13 protein-coding genes and 2 pseudogenes are annotated in these 17,439 nt (G+C 52.0%); 2 read left to right on the forward strand and 13 right to left on the reverse strand.

The window, feature by feature from the left end:
* Positions 1–8: 8 nt before the first annotated feature.
* The 11 genes and pseudogenes from PREMU_RS07070 to PREMU_RS07120 all read right to left on the reverse strand — a co-directional run.
* Positions 9–554 (reverse strand): hypothetical protein, encoded by a 546-nt coding sequence (locus PREMU_RS07070; protein WP_007574195.1) that lies wholly within the window; start codon positions 552–554, stop codon positions 9–11.
* A gap of 26 nt (positions 555–580) precedes the next feature.
* Positions 581–2,869, reverse strand: coding sequence for a type IV secretory system conjugative DNA transfer family protein (locus PREMU_RS07075; RefSeq protein ID WP_040558731.1), 2,289 nt, complete (start codon positions 2,867–2,869; stop codon positions 581–583).
* Between the two features lie 248 nt (positions 2,870–3,117).
* Entirely contained in the window at positions 3,118–4,020 is a 903-nt protein-coding gene (gene traN / locus PREMU_RS07080) for a conjugative transposon protein TraN (RefSeq protein WP_007574197.1), read from the reverse strand.
* A 33-nt stretch (positions 4,021–4,053) separates the two neighbouring features.
* Complete coding sequence (gene traM / locus PREMU_RS07085) at positions 4,054–5,247, reverse strand: conjugative transposon protein TraM (RefSeq protein WP_007574198.1); 1,194 nt, start codon at positions 5,245–5,247, stop codon at positions 4,054–4,056.
* Positions 5,248–5,273: 26 nt separating this feature from the next.
* Positions 5,274–5,732, reverse strand: coding sequence for a hypothetical protein (locus tag PREMU_RS07090; RefSeq protein ID WP_007574199.1), 459 nt, complete (start codon positions 5,730–5,732; stop codon positions 5,274–5,276).
* 13 nt (positions 5,733–5,745) lie between these two features.
* Complete coding sequence (traK, locus tag PREMU_RS07095) at positions 5,746–6,342, reverse strand: conjugative transposon protein TraK (protein WP_007574201.1); 597 nt, start codon at positions 6,340–6,342, stop codon at positions 5,746–5,748.
* Positions 6,343–6,468: 126 nt separating this feature from the next.
* On the reverse strand, positions 6,469–7,803 hold the full coding sequence (locus PREMU_RS07100) for a TraJ family protein (RefSeq protein WP_007574203.1): 1,335 nt from the start codon (positions 7,801–7,803) through the stop codon (positions 6,469–6,471).
* Positions 7,804–7,824: 21 nt separating this feature from the next.
* Positions 7,825–8,523 (reverse strand): DUF5045 domain-containing protein, encoded by a 699-nt coding sequence (locus PREMU_RS07105; protein ID WP_007574205.1) that lies wholly within the window; start codon positions 8,521–8,523, stop codon positions 7,825–7,827.
* Between the two features lie 66 nt (positions 8,524–8,589).
* Positions 8,590–9,273: a hypothetical protein gene (locus PREMU_RS07110; protein ID WP_007574206.1), complete on the reverse strand. Its 684-nt coding sequence runs from the start codon at positions 9,271–9,273 to the stop codon at positions 8,590–8,592.
* Between the two features lie 72 nt (positions 9,274–9,345).
* Positions 9,346–10,146, reverse strand: coding sequence for a hypothetical protein (locus PREMU_RS07115; protein WP_007574207.1), 801 nt, complete (start codon positions 10,144–10,146; stop codon positions 9,346–9,348).
* A pseudogene (locus tag PREMU_RS07120) lies at positions 10,128–11,786 on the reverse strand (TraG family conjugative transposon ATPase); the annotation flags it as partial. The pseudogene PREMU_RS07120 and the gene PREMU_RS07115, both read right to left, overlap by 19 nt.
* Before the next feature lie 286 nt (positions 11,787–12,072).
* On the opposite strand from PREMU_RS07120, the pseudogene PREMU_RS15965 reads away from it, so the two are divergent.
* Together PREMU_RS15965 and PREMU_RS07125 are read left to right on the forward strand one after the other, a co-directional pair.
* Positions 12,073–12,147, forward strand: a pseudogene (locus tag PREMU_RS15965) (hypothetical protein); the annotation flags it as partial.
* A 35-nt stretch (positions 12,148–12,182) separates the two neighbouring features.
* A complete protein-coding gene (locus PREMU_RS07125; RefSeq protein WP_050796383.1) occupies positions 12,183–12,479 on the forward strand; it encodes a DUF3791 domain-containing protein in 297 nt (98 codons plus the stop codon).
* Between the two features lie 65 nt (positions 12,480–12,544).
* On the opposite strand, the gene PREMU_RS07130 is transcribed toward PREMU_RS07125, so the two are convergent.
* Positions 12,545–12,970, reverse strand: a complete 426-nt coding sequence (locus PREMU_RS07130) for a hypothetical protein (protein ID WP_007574209.1) — start codon at positions 12,968–12,970, stop codon at positions 12,545–12,547.
* Positions 12,967–17,439, reverse strand: a 4,473-nt coding sequence (locus PREMU_RS15620) for an RHS repeat-associated core domain-containing protein (protein ID WP_007574210.1), incomplete at its 5' end; no start/stop codon positions are given. The genes PREMU_RS07130 and PREMU_RS15620, both read right to left, overlap by 4 nt.

Consider the following 17,439-nt stretch of genomic DNA (forward strand, 5'->3'; position numbering starts at 1 on the left):
CGCGTTACTTAGAAGAGGTCGATTATGATGGTAAAGAACAGCTTTACAATCATCATGAACATACAACCCGTCATTCCACCCAAGAAACTCGCGACGAAATAGGATGTCTTGATGAAGGGTTCTTCCTTCACTTCAACTAATGGACGATGTGGAACGGGCTTTTCACCAGAGTCATCATCAGCCAGCTTTGCTGTTTCTGACGAGGCAACATTTTCTAATATCACTTTCTCTTTGGAATTGGTTCCACTGAATGATTTCGGCATACCATGAGTCTTAAAGTACTCTCTGTCCATGTAATCGTCAAGTTCAGCTTCGCTCATACCAAAGTGCAACCCGTACTTGGCAAGGGCATCACCAAGACTTGAAATCATCACGTCGTTGAATGAGGGAATTCGAAGAAGTTCATCCTCATTCTTCATACATAATTCACGGACGGTGTTGATATCATAGTGAATGACATCATTTATTACCCTTCTCTCTACACTCGGACGCAAGCCCAACTCCCGGATTAGCCCCCAAGTTGAGCAGATTCTGTCAAGTTCAATTCTTGTCATTTTGTTGTGGTTTGGTTATCGTTGGTTTAGTTTTTCTCTTCTGATTTGCCTAACAAATCCCGTATCATGTTCTCAATCTCGTCGTTTACTTTCTTGAAATTTCTGTTGAGCATGATTTCTTTGTCACGCTGGCTCTTGAAGGCGTAAATCTTGGGTAGTTCCACATAGTGGGATTCCTCACGGCGTATCTTACCCATATCGAAATTGGTCTTGCAGAAATACTTCGTGGTCCTGAATTCAGGGCTTTCCTCAAGGTTGATGTTTGCAAAGGATTTCTTCTCCGTAGGAGTGAAGTCGCGGGCAGCCTGTCCAGCGAGCCAGCCGGTTGCCATGTCGGCTATCTTAGCCGCAGGAACGAGGTTGTCCATCTTCTCGCTGATGGATGTGCTGACCTTTGAGTCGTTGATGGTAATGGACTTCGATGTCTGCTTGGCTTTGCCGAAGACATCATTCTGCGCCCATTCAAGTGTTTCTTTGTTGCGGGCTGCACCCATGAAGATGTTGCCGCAAGTTGTGATGATCTTCTGCATGCCGTTTTTGCCGTAGTCGGCCTCCAACTGGGGAAGTTCCTGGAAGCCGAGGGTGACGGCCACCTTGTTGCTTCGCGCCGTACCGATAAGACGGTCTATCTTGTGGAAATAGAGCGTAGGCAGCTCATCGACGATGATGCTTACCGGTAGATTGCCCTTGCTGTTAATACGCGTGACAAGACGGTTGAGGATGAGGGCGTTGAGCGAGCCGATGACCTGTTCCTTTTCAGGATCGTTGGCGATGACGAGGTAGCTGGGACTGTTCCTGTCGGAGATTTTCAAGTCGAAGTCGTCGCCGGTGAACACCCAATAGGCCTCTGGGGAAACAAGACGGGCGGCATTGACACGGAGCGTTCCTACCATACCTTCCAACTGGTCATTGGCTTTGTTCTTGTAGGCTGACTGGAATGGTGCCATGAGGGACATGATTTTGGGGTCGTCCATTAGTATGTCGAATACTTCGCTGTAGCTGCGGCCTAAGAAGCTCAGCACATGGGGCATGTCGGAGTACTCGCCAGTAATGGTGTCGGGTTCCACCTTGTTGCCGTCTTCGTCCTCGTACCAACTGCGCTCGATGTGTATCTCCTGTTTGTTGCCGTTGAGATAGGAGAAGCCGTTCAAGTCAACGAACATATCGTCGCTGTCGGTGGAGACATTGTTGCTGTTGCAGTCGATGAAGTCAAGGACAACATTGCCTTGTTCATCCAGTGCCTTATAGTCTCTCCAACTGCGAATGACAAGACGGAGTTTTCTCTTATTCCACAGCACGTAGCGGGTCAGCTTCCTACCGTTCTTGTAGCCTGTCGGATGGAAGTTGACAAAGAAGTAAATGATGGCGGCAAGGAAGTTCTCAGCGGAGTTCTGGAAGAAGGCCTCACTGCCACCTTTTTTCTCACCACCTCCCTTGTTGAGGGAGGATAATAGCGTGGCTGCCGTCTCGGAGGCTGCTGCAAGGTCAGGGATATACTTCCGCTGGATGGGGTTCACTCGGTTGGAGTACTCCACGTCGGTGAAGTTGACGATGCGGAAGCCGCAGTTCTTGGGCAGCGTGCCCTGCTTGCGGTTCTTGCAGTACTGATAGAAGAGATTGCGGGCCAGTGCCGGGAACTTATAGTCATAGACCATCATGGCAAAGCCCTTGGCACTGTGCTGGCGGATGAACGGGTCGATGATGCCGAAGGACTTACCCGAGCCGGGCGTACCCAAGACGATGGTGGCACGGAAGGGATTGATGATGTTGATCCAGCCGTGGTTCAACTTCTTCTTGTAGTAATAGACCATAGGGATGTTGACACTGTACTCGTTCTCTTCCTTGTTATGGCTCTGCTCGAACGACTCGTCTTCGAAGTTCCATTTGTCATCGCCAATCTTTGTGTTGAAGTATTTGGCAATAGCGTCGAGGCTCTGGTGGATCAGCATGATGCCGATGACAGAGCAGAGAGCGTAGAGGCAGCGGTTCAACGGGAAGCCGGAGAAATAGATGTCCCATGCCCCTTTATGAAAGACGAAGCAGAGCAGCGTCATCGTACATCCTGCCACCATCGGATAAACGACCATCGTCTTCATATTCCACTTCAGGCTCTTCCGTGCCTTGGTGCCGATGCAGGTCACTCCAACACAGATAAGCTCCATGACCTTGCAGGAGAGGACGCTGTCGAAGACCTTGAAGCGGTGGAAGAGCTCAAGGACGAAGGCGGTCATGCGGTTGTCAGAGGTGATGGGGAGGTTCATCACAATCTCAACAATCAGAATAAGGTAGATGCACGAACGGAAGAAGTTGTACATCTGTTGCTGTTCACGGGTTTCTTCCACAGTTAGATAAGTTAGAAGTTAGGAAATAGAAGTTAGGAGTTGCGCACACCGGTTGATGTCTCACAGGTATTCTTTACTTCTCACAGATTAAACGGATTGCACGGATTATCTCTCGCAAAGGCGCTAAGGACGCTAAGAGAAGGCAAAGCCATCATCCTTGCGGGCTTGAAACTTTGCGTACTTAGCGACTTGGCGAGATATAAAAATATTGTGGTGAGAACTTAATGCAGGCTTCTCAGCAACTCAGGCGCGAAGCCATCGGCATTGAGGATGTCACGGTAGTTGATGTCGAGGTAGCTGACACGACCGCTGATCTGGTCCTCGGTGATTTCAAGTCGCAGCTTCTTCTCTTCGGGGAAGGTGAGCTTCTTCAGCACGATGACATTGCGGTAGGACTTCGTGAAGTGGTCGGCATGGTTGACCATGTAGACAGGTGTCAGTTCGATGGTCTGTGAGTTCGTCGCCTTCAGTTCCTTCTTGTCCATCAGCTTCAGACGAATCTCGGCAATGTCGTACTTGATGTTGCTCCTGTTCTCCAATGAGAAGTCGATGAAGAAGTAGTCGCCAACAGTATAGATGTTGTTCACCTGCGCACGGATGCCGTACTGTTTGCCGTGCACCCGGAAGCACTTCCGGCAGCTCATGAAGATGGACCAGCACAGATGCGACATATCACCATGCGTCATGCTCACCTCTGGGTTGGTGTAGTCGCGGATGTCCTCCTGTCCGACGGTATAGACGGAGTGGGCACGCTTCGGGGCTTTCGTGTAGTAGACGGTGAACTGGGCGATATGGCGCTCGCCGATGACCGTTACCGTTCCTGCCAGTTCGTTGTCCATCAGCGTGGACTTGGGCTTCAGACGGACAATGTTGTCGGCGCACTGGTTGCCGAAAAGCTTGTCTGTGGAGATGTCCACGAGCTTGATGTTCTCCGGCATGATGAGATGAGTCGTCACCTGGTCATTGACGTAGATGACGGTCTTCTGAAGGTTGCGCTCGAAGATGCGGGCGTCGTCCTCCGTGAGGCGGTGGATGTAACGGACCTTGACCGTATCGGGCTGTGCCGCATGGATGGCCATTGAAAGCATAAGGGCGAGTGAAAGGAATATTGTCTTCATGTTCATATTGGATTGAGTGTTATTGAGTTAGTTAGTTTTTTAGTCCTGTTGTGTATTGATAAGATAGACAATGGTGTTGTACTTGATTTTGGCTTTGTTCTTGCGGATGTTTTTCGATACGGCGGAACTGGCAGACTGATACATGTTCTGCAAGGCCTGCAGGGCGATGATTTCCGGGGACAAGCTGCCGGTGCCGTTCACGTCAAACTGTATATTCTGGGCAGCGACATTGGAGCCAGCGTCCCTCACCATCTCACGGAAGGTGGATTCGGGGACATAGAAGCCCTCCATGCCGTCGTTGTCGAAGACACTGAGGTCAACCTTGATGAACTTGTTGCCGACAAGGATGCTGGTGATGCTCGCCTTGACACGCTGCTGTCCGAATCCGGTGACGATACCGTAGAGGTAGGAGCCTTTCTTCAGGCGGATGCCCTTCACCGTCACGTCGTCGAGGAGCTTGAAGCAAAGACGGGTGCCCTCGCGTGCCTTGGTCGTGCGGTCTATCATCGCCTTGATAAGCGGCTCGTCGACATTCTCTGAGCTGGCAACGGTGTTGAACTTCTCGGAGTTGTCCTCCTTGACTTTCTCGACAATCTCTGCCTTCTCCTCCTTCTTGCCTTTCTTCCTGGTGTTGCCGGTGAGCGCGTCGATCATCTCCTGACGCTGGCGTCTTTCCTCGGCTTCCTCTTCCTTGTCACGACGGTCCTGTTCGGCCTGGTACTGCCGCTGTCGTTCCATACTGCGGTTCTGGATGCGGTCGAGCTCACGGGCATAGGCGTTGAGGTCTTCCTGCTGGCTCCTGCCGCTGCTGCCATAGCCGTTGATGCGGTTCATGTTGGCACGCTGGCGTTCGCGGAGGTCCTCCTCGGCTTTCAGCTGACGGAGGCGTTCGGCATTGACGGCATCGATACTCTGCCGCTCCTCGTCGTTGTAGCCGCTGCCGGTGGTGTCCTTCTGTTCGTACTCGTCGCCGATGCCGTCGACGGCGGTAAAGGCTCCGTCCTCGGCGAAGTGCTTGTTCATCGCCGTCATCTTGTTGTCCATGCCCTCACCACGGGCATCGGGGATGCTCATGTTGATGGAGTCGGTGACGACGTTCCCGGTGGTCTTGCCGTTGCCCTTGAAGGTCTCCATGCCGAAGTAGATGAGCCCCAACAGGGGCAGGAAGATGACCAGAGGGAAAATGTACTTGGGTTGTCTGAGGTTCAGACGCTTGAGTTTCTGTAAGTTCATATCATATGTTTTTTATTGTTTTGTGTTTATTGCTTATTGTCGAGGTATTTTACCACGATTTCGAGCTGGCGGTACTTCACCATGATGTCCACGGAGTCCTTATGGCTCTTGACGGGCAGACGGACAAGGGAGTCGAGGTCATGCTTGAGCTGCTGGCCTTTGTTGGTGAGTTCCACGGTCTGGTCCACCTGCATGGACTTCAGACGCTGGATGCGGCGGATGCCGTCGAAGGCGGGCTTCACGTCGGACAGACCGCTCATCATGTCGGACTCGTTGTAGGTGGAGGTAAGGGTGAGCCACGTGCCGACAATCAGTGAGAGCATGAGCATGCTGATCGTGATGACGGACACTCTTTTCTTGTGCTTGTCTGCCCATTGGTTGGCTTTGGCTATCTTGTCCTTGAGCTTGAACTTGTCGGTCAGTGACTTGATGCCTTCCGCTATCTTGGCGTCTTTCTTTGCTTTGGTGCGTTTAAAAATCTTCATGGTATTCAATTTATCAATAATCCAAATCTTTGTTCTCGAGAGTTCTCCAGTTGGTGATGAGCAGTCCGTGGGGATTGTTCTGTGTCCTTGGCACGTTCTCTATCTCACCCACGGTGATGATGGAGCGTTTGAGGTCACGGCTGCGACGCTTAATGAGCTGTGTGCCGAAGTACTTGAACTTCTTGTCGTGCTCGTTGAACTGGATGGAGTCGCATTTGATGGTGCAGACGGCACTGCTCGATATGATGTCGGAGTAGAAGCCGTTTTCTTCCATGGCCTGCTTCTGTTTCATTGCCGTACCGTCAGCCATGTAGAGTGCCTTGCCGAGGGTCCACTTGATATAGTCGTCATCGGGCGGAAGGTTGAAGAAGTACTGGTGGAAGAGCTGGATATGCGCCTTGGCCTCCATCACGAAGTTGGCTTCCTGCAGACTGCGCTCGGCAAGGAAGGGGATGTCCCCGTCGAGGATATAGATCTGACTGCGTTCCTCACTGACGAGCTTGGAGCTATGATAGACGGTGAAGATGCAGATGACCGTGCATGCCGCCAACGTGAGGATGACGGTCATCAGGGCCAGTTTGGTTTTCTGTTCTAAGGATTGGATCAGCATAATTGTATTAGTTATGAGATAGAAGTTTATGAGTTTTTAAGTCGTGGATAGGAGCTTTTGAGTTAGGGTTAGGAGTCGGAGTTGTCTCGCATGGCTTGACAACTCCCAACTCCTATCTTTTAACTCTTAACTTCCTTCGGCTCCTCCAGGTCTATAGTTGGAGTCGGACTTGCCCACATTGTTTATACTGCGAGCGGAGTCGGCACCACGACTGTAGGATGTTCCCAATCCAGTCTGAGCCATGAAGGTTCTGGCGGTTTGGTTGAAGCCACTGCCACCGTCGCTGTGGGACTGCTGGGCGGCTCCGATGATGGAGGCGGTGCCGGTGGCTACGGCGGCTCCTGCGGCGGCAGTGGTCGTGGCGGCACCCATGGCGTAGCTGGCGCCACCGAAGACGAGGGTCTGTGCCATACTGCCGGAAGCGGTTCCCGCACTTGAGCTGATGCCGCCGGGGATGAGCCATGAGGCTACTTCGGGCACGAAGCGGAGGACGTAGGCGCCCACGAGCATGCCCATGGCGTACATACAGTTGGAGCCGATGCCCTGCAAGCCCAAGGCGCCGATCTGCTGCCATGAGTTCACGGTGCCTCTCAAAAGGGTGTCGTAGGCCTTGATGTCCTCCATGAGGTTGTACATCAATATGAAGTCGATATAGTAAAGGCAGAAGTACACGACAAAGCCCCATAGGGAAAGCGACAGGTACTTGCCCATCCACTGGGCCCAGGCGTTGCTCCATGGCGGAACGATGCTCAAGGCGAACATGATTGGAGCAAAGGTGGCGAGGATGGTCATGAAGATGCGCTGGGCGACAAGCATGCCATAGTAGGACATCTGGAAGATGAGCTCGCCGACGAAGCGTATAACGTCGTTGATCCACTCGCTGACCTTGGTCTCGGCGGCAACGGCGGCACGCTGGGCGTAGTTGTTGATGGTGGAGCCGAGGTTCTCCATGTTATAAATAAGCTTATCCCACCAATGGGCATCCTCACCGATCTCCTGCACCTGCTTGGCGGTCTCAATACTGTCCTGGACCTGACGGAGACGCTTGAGGTAGTCGTCCTGCTTTTGGGCGACTTTCAGCTCCAGTGCCGCCACTTCCCGGTTCTTGCTCTGTGCCATCTGACGGGTCACATCCTCCAGGCCCTTGCCGGGCATCTTGAGCGACATGCAGATGTAGCTGCTGTAGGTGATGCACAGGGAGAGACCGATGATACGGGCGAGTTTCATCACGTCCATGCCGCGGCGGCCGAGCATCATCATCCAGCACTCGTAGGAGCCCATGCAGAGGGCAAGCAACAGACCGAGCATCTTGGCAAAGCTGATGGCACTGCCGAGGACGGCGGACTTGGGGAAGGTCTCCATGGCCGTCAACAGGCGCATCAGGCTGTCGTCGATGGCAGGGAGACCCATCGTCAGCAGCTGGTTGATGAACATTGAACTTGATAATAGTATGTCTGTCATGATGTTCTGTGGTTTTCAAGGTTAATAATATTGCTGTGCCATGCCTACAAGGTGAGCCACGCGTGAGACGAGTTCTTCCATCTGCTTCTTGTACTCCACATAGGCTTCCTGACGCTTGGAGTTTTCAAGCTCGTTGCCTATACCTTGCTTATGGGTGTAGGCGATGGACTGGCAAATCATGTCGTTCTGACGTTGGAGCTCGTTAACCTGAGGGTACAATTTTCCTTTACTTTTAGTAAGGCAGAAGGTAAGGCCCTCGGTGATGGCACCCTGCATACGGTTGAAGTCATCCTTGAAGGAGGAGTAGACAAGGTCGACGTTGCGGTCGGCGGCACGGACGACTTCCTCGTCGTGCATCTCCTTGACCTTGACACGCTCTTCCTCGGCTTTCTTGACTTTCTCCTTCTGCAGCTCCTCCTGGGCGATGCGGCGCGGCATGATGGTCTTGACGTTGGACTTGTGTTCCTTGAAGCGGACACGGTAGCCGGACTTGAAGCCGGACCACTTCCAGTAGGTCTCGGCACCGGAGTAGTTCTTGTGGAGGAAGTAGTAGTACCAGCCGGGCTCGAAGTCCCAAGGACCGGTCTCCATGCTCCGCCACTGTTTCTCTTTTTGTGAATCGTGCACTTTCTTTTGCGCATAAGCGCTCCCGCTTCCCACAAAGAGGAAAGCGAGAGCTGTACACATTATGGAGATTATGGAAGAATGACTATGTTTCATGGTATTGTCGCTTTTTACTCGTTTTACATGTGTGTAATTCTATCATCATTTAAAATCTTTCTCTGACTACGCCCCGTACCACTTGTCAATGACTTGTTTCGCTATCTCATCCTTGACATCACTGTTGAGGATATCCCAGATGTAGTCATAGTGGAAGCCGCCCATGGCAACGATACTGCACCAGAGGTTGGCGGAGTCGATGATGCCGAGCATGTTGGAGATATAGCCGTGGAGGGTGTTGACAAGCTCCAGTTTCTCGTCCATGCTGGCACGCATGAGGTTCAGTCCGCTGGCGGTAAGTGTAGCGTAGAGAGCCTTGATGTTCTTTATCTCTCGCGCACAGGCGTAGTTGGCCTCGGTATAGTACCACATCACTGCCGGCTTCTTGAAGGCGTACTTGGCGGTGTTCTTCGTGAACGTGGCATACTGGTCGATAAGACAGTAGAGGTCGGTACCCGTAGAGGCGAGTGCCGCGCCGAGGATGACGTAGCTGTAGGCGTTGTTGAGCTTAGAGTTCAGTGTCATGCGCACGTCATTGAACTTCGTCGCGCCCTTGGTGACGAGACTCTGCTCGCCATAGCTTACGGCCACCTTCTCCAGTGCCTTCTCCTCTTCCTTCTTGATGAGCTTGTGCAGCGAGATCAAGGCCTCGATGGTAGGCTGGTCATTCGGATAGTCGAAGGCATGGGCTTTCGAGGGATAGAGGATGGCAATAGCCAAGAGGCATATTATAATGGTATGGTACTTCATAGTTCATTCGGTGTTCTTTTTGGTTCTTGATGGTAATTACTCACCTCTATTTTGGAGAGGGGGTGGTGGCTCTTAGATGCCGATTCCGTTCCAGTCTCTGATTATCCCGTCCACCATGCCGCTGGCCTGATAGACGGCGGCCCAGCTCTCAGGGTCGATGGCAAAGAACACCTCGCCCCATGTTCCGAACTGGCACATCATCACCATCACGTCCATCTTGCACTTCATCTCATAGAGACGGGAGTAGATCTTGTTGGCCAGTGTCAGACGGGTGTAGCGGTCCATGAAGTTATAGCCGTCGCCCTGACCCATGTTGTAGCGTCCGCCGCCGTCGGGTATCTTCTGGCGGATGATGGGATTGTCGGGCAGGCGTACCTTGCCGTTGTTCACCACGTCGATGAAGTCGTGGATAAGCCCCTCGGTCTCGATGACGACATCCGAGAGTTCGTTAAGGCAGAGGACGTAGTTCTTCACGGGGTGGGAGAAGATGTACTTTGTTACCGTGGGCACGGATGTGAGGATGTCGGCACTAAGGAGAAAAATTTCCTTGTAGTAGGCTGTCTCCTCACCGAAGCCGCGGACATTGGTCATCGTCAGGTGGTAGAGTTCCTTGATGCCCTCCATGGTGGCGGTGTACTGCAATATCTTCTTCTGCTTGGCAGAGATGGTGTCCAGACGCTCGTTGTGCTTATCCTCGATGGCCTTCTGCGCGGCGGTGTTGGCGGTCACCTGCCCGATGGTCTTGGGGTCGATGACAAGACGCCAGCCGGCAAAAGCCTGCGTGGTGGCAAAGAGGAGCAATGCCGCTGTAACTATGCAACGGCTTCTATAGCTGTCTTTGAACTTTGTCTGTATCAGTCTGATTTGTCCCATAGTGGCATGATTTTCTGTTTTTGGTTTACTTTCACCGCGAAGTCAAGGTACTTCTTGATACCGAGTTTCTTGCGGTCTTCCTCAATTTTCGTGATAGCAGTCTGTATGTCACCGTAGTGCCGCTCATAGACTTTCAGGGCTTCTTTCTCGGCGCGCTCGGTGGTGTAGGCCCAGTAGCACTCGGGCGGTTCCTCCACGCCATAGACGTCGGAGTACTGTCCGCGGCAGATCCACACTTCCTTAAAGTAGCTGCGGCCGTCGTGGTTGTTGAGGGCGTTGACGGTGAAGATCTGCTGTTTCTGCACCTGCGTCAGTCCGAGGATGGCACTGATGGCATCGTAACGGTCCTTGAACTTGCTCTGGTCAAGGAGAATCTTTACGTCAGAGTTGTTGATGATGGCTTCCTTGACGATGGGGCTGTCGATGACATCGTTGAGCTCCTGGGTCACCACGCCGGCAATGCCGTGGAACTTTCTCACGGTCTTGTAGAGGTACTTGATGTACTCTGCCATGGTCGGTGAGGAGATGGCTTTCCACGCTTCCTCGATGATGAGGGCCTTGCGGCCTTTCTTAATGCGCATTTTTTGAAGGAACACGTCCATGATGATGAGCACGACGATGGGGAACAGGACGGGGTCGTCCTTGATCTTGTCGATCTCGAAGACGATGAACTTCTCGTCAAAGAGGCTGGCATCAACGTCGTTGTTGAGCGTGTGCTCGAGCTCGCCGCCTTTGTAGAACTGCTCTAAGATGGCGGCGAAGTTGTCGATGTCGAACGTGATGCTCTTCTCCCTCATGATCTGCGGGATGCGCTCGATGGCAAACTCGTAGTAGCTGTTGAAGCTGAGGTTGTCGACGTGCATCTTTCTTCTTTGCTTCTCCATGCGGTCGATGCGCTGCTCGATGGTGATGAGGTAGTTGCCCTCGATGAGCTGGGGCATCAGGCGCATGAGCTGGCGGTTGGCGGCAACCTTCTCGCCGTCGGTGGCGGCCTTGTCGTTGATGAGGTCGTGGAGCTTGTTCACTTTCCGCTGGATTCGTGCGTAAGCTTCCTTCTCCTGAGCAGGATGTAGAGAACCGTCACCGGCCAGACGAATGTCAGCAGCAAAATCGAGAGGATCATATTCACTATCCGGTCCGCCAAAGGCAGATGGATCTTCGGATGTTCCGGGGTACTCTGGTTCGAGGGTGTTTGTTTCATACTCACTATGTTTGTATTTTTCTTCCAGTTCCTTACTGTGTTTCTCGTACGTGCCGTTCTTCTTGTCCTCTAAGAGCAGACGCTTGCGGAGCTGCTCGCGCTCGGTGTCGGTGAACGCCCTGAAGGGGGTGAAGTAGGACTCGTAGTACTCGACGATGGTCTGGTTGATGATCTTGTCCTCGATCTTCGTGGGTGCCTCGCTGCCCTTGAAGATGAGGAAGATGAGCGACTTGAGGAAGTTCTTCTTCTCGCCGAAGTTCTGGGCATACTCGGTGTCCGTAATCTTGAACGGATTCATCGAGATGGGTTTCTCTTTTGAGTAGGTGATGTAGGTGCCTTTGAAATAGCGGCAGATGCCTTCGTAAGAGTCGCCGGTATCGACCATCACCACGTCGGTGTTCTGCTCCAGGAGCTGGCGGACGACGGTGTTCATGTGGAAATAAAATGTAGCCTGATTATCAAACAGTTACAAGGTAAATGGTACAAAAATGTGCATGTCGAAAAAGGCTGTGTTTAGCGACTACTAAGGCAGCTACTCTATTTGCTGTTATGAAATATTAAGAGTCCAAGTCTTGCCTTTAACTTTTTATAAGTTCAAATTTCTCGTCTACAATTTTCCATGTTTGGAAAGTTTTGCTTACCTTTGCGGTAAACAACAACAGTTAGGTAGATATGGAGAACAATAGTTTAGGGATGATTATACGCGAGGAGCGGAAGAAAAAGGTCTTACGCAAGGCCAGCTTGGAAAGCTCATTGGCCTGAAAGAGTCTCGCGTGTCGAAGATAGAACATGGCGCACCGATAACGCCTGAGGTGCATCATTCATTCTTGGTAAGATGGGTTCGGCATTGCAGATTAATGTCATTGACAGATTTGGCTTCAACCAAGAGGAAAGCAATTTCGTCGTGTCTGTTATCACCAATTTCGCTGTCGAGAAGAAGGTTTCTCTCACACAAGCTTACAGCTACATCGTGACTTTCAAGGGGATGGATTTTCTACGCCAATACCAGGATATTGAGAAGACCTTCAGCAATCAAGAAATTGTCAATGATGTCTCACGTGTATGTGCAAATGGGTGGTTCATCATCACCTTGCGGACCAATAAGGTCGTAGATCACCTGGCATCGCAGTAACTGGGTTTTCCGTTGATAGATAGTACAAGGTTGCTGTTCTCCTTGTCCTATCACATCTTTTGAACTTAATCCGCTTCATTGAAGTTCGATTTCGTGTGTATATTTGCCTTTGAATCGGTCCATATATATTGCTTGATATAACCACTACCACCCATTCCGAAATGAGTTAAAATATATTTAGAATTAGGTAAGAGTTCTATGATATTCGGGCTATACACGCCTAAACTATCAAAAGCCCTTATAGAAAGATTTTCTGTCTTCCTATTAAAAAATATGGTATCGCTCTTTTCTGTACTATATGCATTAGCTTTTCTTATTGTATATTCACGTGTTCCAACGACATCAGGACTATCGCGGACTATTTTAAAGCTCATCAGGTTGTGAACTATGATGATTTGCTTCTTCTCGTCTACACAAAAGTTGTTGTCATCACTACATGATATGAATCCAAGGGTTGTGATAAAAAATAAAATTACCGATAAAATCTTCATTTCTTTTTCTGTTGATATTCGCTCCACCATTTATCAATCTGCTGTATTTTTTCCTTTTCAGATTTATTGCTTCTAAGCAAATTTAGAATATTTGATTTTAGATTTGTTTTTACATAATCTCTAAAGTCTTCATAATTTTCAGATCCTTTTTCAGCTTCTATCTCCCTTGGAGATTTGTCATGACTTAATGTCGACACATAACCAAAAATTGTTTTGACCAGGTATAGAGTGAGGCTCTTATCCCTGCATATTTGCTTTATATGACCGACTTCATGCGAGAATTCTCTCATCCACCAGTCGTAATATTCGTTTTGGGTGCTTCCAGACTCGTCAAAATACGTGGGTGAGACAAGCATCCTTACTTTCATGGGATCTGCACCAATAGTGATGCTATTGTTCTTTGGCTGCCCCGCAAATTCCTCTAACTTAACATTTCTAATGTATGTTTCTGATACTCCTGAGACGAGTGAAAGCAGGTGAGCTGTGGATTCCGTGAAGCGGTAATATGCCTTTCTTTGCCTTGTAGTTGTGATAGTACCAGTAATGCTGCTGCTTGTTGCCAATTCTCTTATTTCATAGTGAATTGACACTATCCCCTTAGGAAACAATCCACGAACATCCTTATAGTTTAAAGGGGAATTCTTGCAATAAGTGTACGCAGAAACAGAAAGGAATTTTTCGACCAACTTATCCACACCGTACCACATACTTGCTACGGGATCCATGTACCTCGCACCGTAATAGTACAATCCCGTCTCCTCATCAAATTCTTTACCGTTGAACTTGTATGGCATCTCATCGGATGACGAGTGTTCGTCAACGAGCAACTCACCATAGGGCAGGTAAGCATCATATTGCGTGATGTTACCCTTGCCGTCCGTGATGTAAGAGGTCGAACCCAAATGGTCACTATGGAAGAAGAAAGTCTCCTCCGTAGTAGTATCATTCGGGATATAGCCATAGCCTGCCTGTGGGTCGTCAGGAGTGCTCGGCTCATTCCAACTGACGGGTGTCCCCGGTGTGCTGCCCTCTGTCGTGTTATGCTTTGGTGTCTGTACCCAGCCTTGCGGCACATCGTGGTTGCCAAGTTCGGTGAGGACAGAGTTGTAGCCTACACCCGTATTCTCCGGGTCGCCGTAGGCACCTTTTTCCGTTGGTACGCCCGGAGCGATGCCAAGCTCTTTGTAGTATGCTTCCTTCTGCGACTGGATTTGGTTCATGCGCTCGGCATAATCTCGCTGACCGGCGGTGACGTAACTGCCGTTTACTCCATAGACATTGTTGAATGTGCCTGTGCCAATCCTACTTGCAATGCGCTGACTACCGATGAAGTAATGTTTGGTGAAGCGGTTCTTGCTTACCGTGAGGATGCTTGCAGGGTAGAGCGTGAAGTTATCCGTCTCATGGAACGTGATGCCCTCCGGTGCGCCGTTGATATACACGCCCTCCATCGTGCCGTAGCTCTTCATGATGCGTTCGCCACCGGCGTTATAGGTGTAGCGGCTCGTCTTGCCGTTGTCTGAAAGTACCATCAGGCGGTTGTCCTCGTCCCAGTACATCTCTCTTGTAGTATTTGTACTGTCATTCGTTTCAAGTATTGGGTTGCCGTTGGCATCATACGTGTAATGGTCGTGACCTATCTGCGTGGGAGCAGTGGGATGGCTATCATCCTCATATTTGTAGGTGAAGTTATAGCTCTTTGCCGTAGCCGTGGAGTCTACTTTCTGTGTCTTCGTGAGCGGCTCACTCATCAAACCGAAGGTCATTGCCATGTCATAGGAGGCATTCTTCGCCTTACCCGTGGCATGAATCAGGCGGTTCAGCTCGTCATACTGGTAGGTGTGCGTACTCGCCCCTCCCAACTTCGCCTTGTTGAGCTTCGTCAGTCCTTGCGGATTGGCGGCATTGGTGATACCGAGGATGTTGTCCACGGCATCATAGCGGTACTTGTTCTGCATCAATGTGCTGCCGCTGCCTGTAAGTGTCATATCCTGCAGACGCTGCCGTTGCTTGTCGTAAGTGTAGGTGGTCTCGGTGCCGTTGCCAAGCTTTTGATAGACGGTATGGCCGTCCTTGTCGTAGCCTATCTGTGCCACGATGCTACTCTCCTTGCCCTGCTTGCTGCTTGTCAGGCTCTCCACCTGTCCGGCGGCGTTGTAGTGGTAGGTGACCACCTCGCCATCGGGGTAGGTCATCGTCCTCACACGGTTCCAGCTGTCGTAGGTGGCACCATAGACGTAGGTGCGGATGTCCGCCACGCTCGCCATGACGGTGCGCACGGTCTTGGTGACCTCGCCCTGACGACCGTAGTAGTAAGCCTCTCCGCCCGATGCGTCCTCCACGAGGGCGAGCCGTCCGGCACGGCCGTACTTGTCGCCCGGCTGTCCGTAGGTGTAGGTGACCCGGTTGAAGAGGTTCTCGGGATAGAGTACTTCCTTCAGCCGCTCATAGTCGTAGGTGTAGGTGATGCAGCCCTTGTCAGAGATGCTTTTTCTGAGCTGTGCCGTGAGCTTGGTAAGGAGGTTGCCCGCCGCATCGTAGGTCATGTCCGTCTCGCCCGCATCGGGGTGGCTCACCATCAGCTTGCGGCCTAACTGGTCGTACTCGTATTTCGTCTCCCTGCCGTTGGGGTGCGTCACGGTCGTCACCTCATTCACGGGATTGTAGGCATATCTCACGGTGATGTTCTCACCGCCGGCATGCTGCACCGTCTCACGGTTGCGGCCCTTCCCGTCGGTATAGCTCTCCGCCGTCCTTCCGAGGGCATCCGTCACCTTCGTCTCCAGCATTGGAACGCCGCCGTGGCTGCCGATGGTGTAGGCGCTCTTGGTGGTGCTGCCGTCGGCAAGGGTGACGCTGACGGTGCGGTCGTGGGTGTCATATTCGGTCTTGGCCTGCAGGTCGCCCGTGGCGGTGTTGTAGGTGCCGATATTGCCATAGCTCTCCGTCGTGGGATAGTAGGCGGCGATGTTCCTGCCGAAGGCATCCAGCACGGCCCTGCCGCTGACGATGCTCACCTTGGAAGCACTGCCGCCGTTCCATACCACGCCCGTCTGCTTGGTCTGGATGGCACGCATGAGGGAGTCAGCAAAGGTGTAGGTGTCGATGTTGCCGTCCTGCGTGTAGTGGATGGTATGCGCCTTGCGCTCCCTGGGGAAATACTCGAATTTGATGGTAAAGGGCTGGCCGCTCTCTATCTCGTAGGGCGCGCGCACGGTGGCCTGTCTGCCCAATGCGTCATAGGTGTACTCCATCCGCTGGCCGTTGAGGTCGGTGGTGGTGGCGGGAGCGTTCCACAATCCGTCATAGGTGGTGGTGGAGCTGTAGCCGTAGGCATCGCTGACCTTCGTCACAAGGTCGTGGTAGAGGTCATCGTAGGTGTAGGCGTAGAACATACGCTGGTGGTTGTAGTTCTCCGGCTTGGTCATACGGGTGATGTTGCCGTAGCTGTCGTAGGTCATGTCGTAGACGGACGGCTTGTCGCCATTGTGGAGCGTAATCTCCGTGATCTCGCCGTTGCCGTCCACCTTCGTGCTGCGCTCACGGTAGGTCCTGCCGCCGCTGCTGACAGTGATATGGCTCGGTACGCTGACGATGTGCTTGTCCGTCAGCTTGTGATAATCAATTCTGGCATCGAGCTTCTCACCGGCCGCTGTCTCCTGATAGGTGAGGAGGTTGCCGAAATCATCGTATGTGTTCTCCACCTTCGTGGTCAGGCTGTCGCCGCTTGTCTCGTCGAAGTTCGACTGGACGACCTTGGTCAGGGCCGGGAAGAGCACCTCCATATTGTCGTGGTGGCTGCCGATAGTACCTGCACAAGCGGGCGCATCCTGTACCTTCACCGTCTCATAAGTATAGGAGGCACCTTGCAGCTTCCTGCCGGCCCCGTCATAGAGGCTCTCGTCCGTCACAAGGCCGTGAAGGTAGTAATCCCGATTGTTGGCATAGGTGTCTACAGAATAGCGGTAGATGTCGTGGCTTTCCTTCTCCGTGTCTATCTGCCGTGTCGTTACCTTGCGGAAGCCGTAGAAGTCACGCTCGCGGCGGTCGCGGTAGCCTCCCTCGTAGGTGAACTCGCTGCGCGTACTTGTGGCACCGTTCTCCGTATAGCCGCCGGTGGTCTCCACGCTGGACATCACCCAGCGGCGGCCGGGCATGTCAAAATTCGGCTCTGTCTGCTGGTAGCCAATATGGATATGGCCGCCGAAGGGCAGCGTCACGGTTCTCAGCAGGTTGGTACGCCCTGTGAGGTTGCGGTGGACAACGAGCCGGCTGTCACTGTTGCTGTAGACCAGGTCGGGCAGTCCGTCGCCGTCTATGTCCATCAGCGAGGCTACGGTGCGGTTGACACTCTCACTGTGCGATGCCTGGATGCTCGGAGTGATATTGATCCTGAAACCGAATGGGAGATGGATGGTAAAGGTATAGGCGGTGCTGCCATAATAGGCAACGGAAGATCCTAAATTGTC

Source organism: Hallella multisaccharivorax DSM 17128 (assembly GCF_000218235.1).
In the GTDB taxonomy this organism is placed as follows: domain Bacteria; phylum Bacteroidota; class Bacteroidia; order Bacteroidales; family Bacteroidaceae; genus Prevotella; species Prevotella multisaccharivorax.

What these genes read in the sequence shown, in the direction of transcription:
- PREMU_RS07125 (WP_050796383.1), top strand. Translation starts at nt 12,183, where the DNA reads ATGGGTTCGGCATTGCAGATTAATGTCATTGACAGATTTGGCTTCAAC.
- traK (WP_007574201.1), bottom strand. Translation starts at nt 6,342, where the DNA reads ATGCTGATCCAATCCTTAGAACAGAAAACCAAACTGGCCCTGATGACC.
- PREMU_RS07105 (WP_007574205.1), bottom strand. Translation starts at nt 8,523, where the DNA reads ATGAAACATAGTCATTCTTCCATAATCTCCATAATGTGTACAGCTCTC.
- traN (WP_007574197.1), bottom strand. Translation starts at nt 4,020, where the DNA reads ATGAACATGAAGACAATATTCCTTTCACTCGCCCTTATGCTTTCAATG.
- PREMU_RS07115 (WP_007574207.1), bottom strand. Translation starts at nt 10,146, where the DNA reads ATGGGACAAATCAGACTGATACAGACAAAGTTCAAAGACAGCTATAGA.
- PREMU_RS07110 (WP_007574206.1), bottom strand. Translation starts at nt 9,273, where the DNA reads ATGAAGTACCATACCATTATAATATGCCTCTTGGCTATTGCCATCCTC.
- PREMU_RS07075 (WP_040558731.1), bottom strand. Translation starts at nt 2,869, where the DNA reads ATGTACAACTTCTTCCGTTCGTGCATCTACCTTATTCTGATTGTTGAG.
- traM (WP_007574198.1), bottom strand. Translation starts at nt 5,247, where the DNA reads ATGAACTTACAGAAACTCAAGCGTCTGAACCTCAGACAACCCAAGTAC.
- PREMU_RS07130 (WP_007574209.1), bottom strand. Translation starts at nt 12,970, where the DNA reads ATGAAGATTTTATCGGTAATTTTATTTTTTATCACAACCCTTGGATTC.
- PREMU_RS07070 (WP_007574195.1), bottom strand. Translation starts at nt 554, where the DNA reads ATGACAAGAATTGAACTTGACAGAATCTGCTCAACTTGGGGGCTAATC.
- PREMU_RS07090 (WP_007574199.1), bottom strand. Translation starts at nt 5,732, where the DNA reads ATGAAGATTTTTAAACGCACCAAAGCAAAGAAAGACGCCAAGATAGCG.
- PREMU_RS07100 (WP_007574203.1), bottom strand. Translation starts at nt 7,803, where the DNA reads ATGACAGACATACTATTATCAAGTTCAATGTTCATCAACCAGCTGCTG.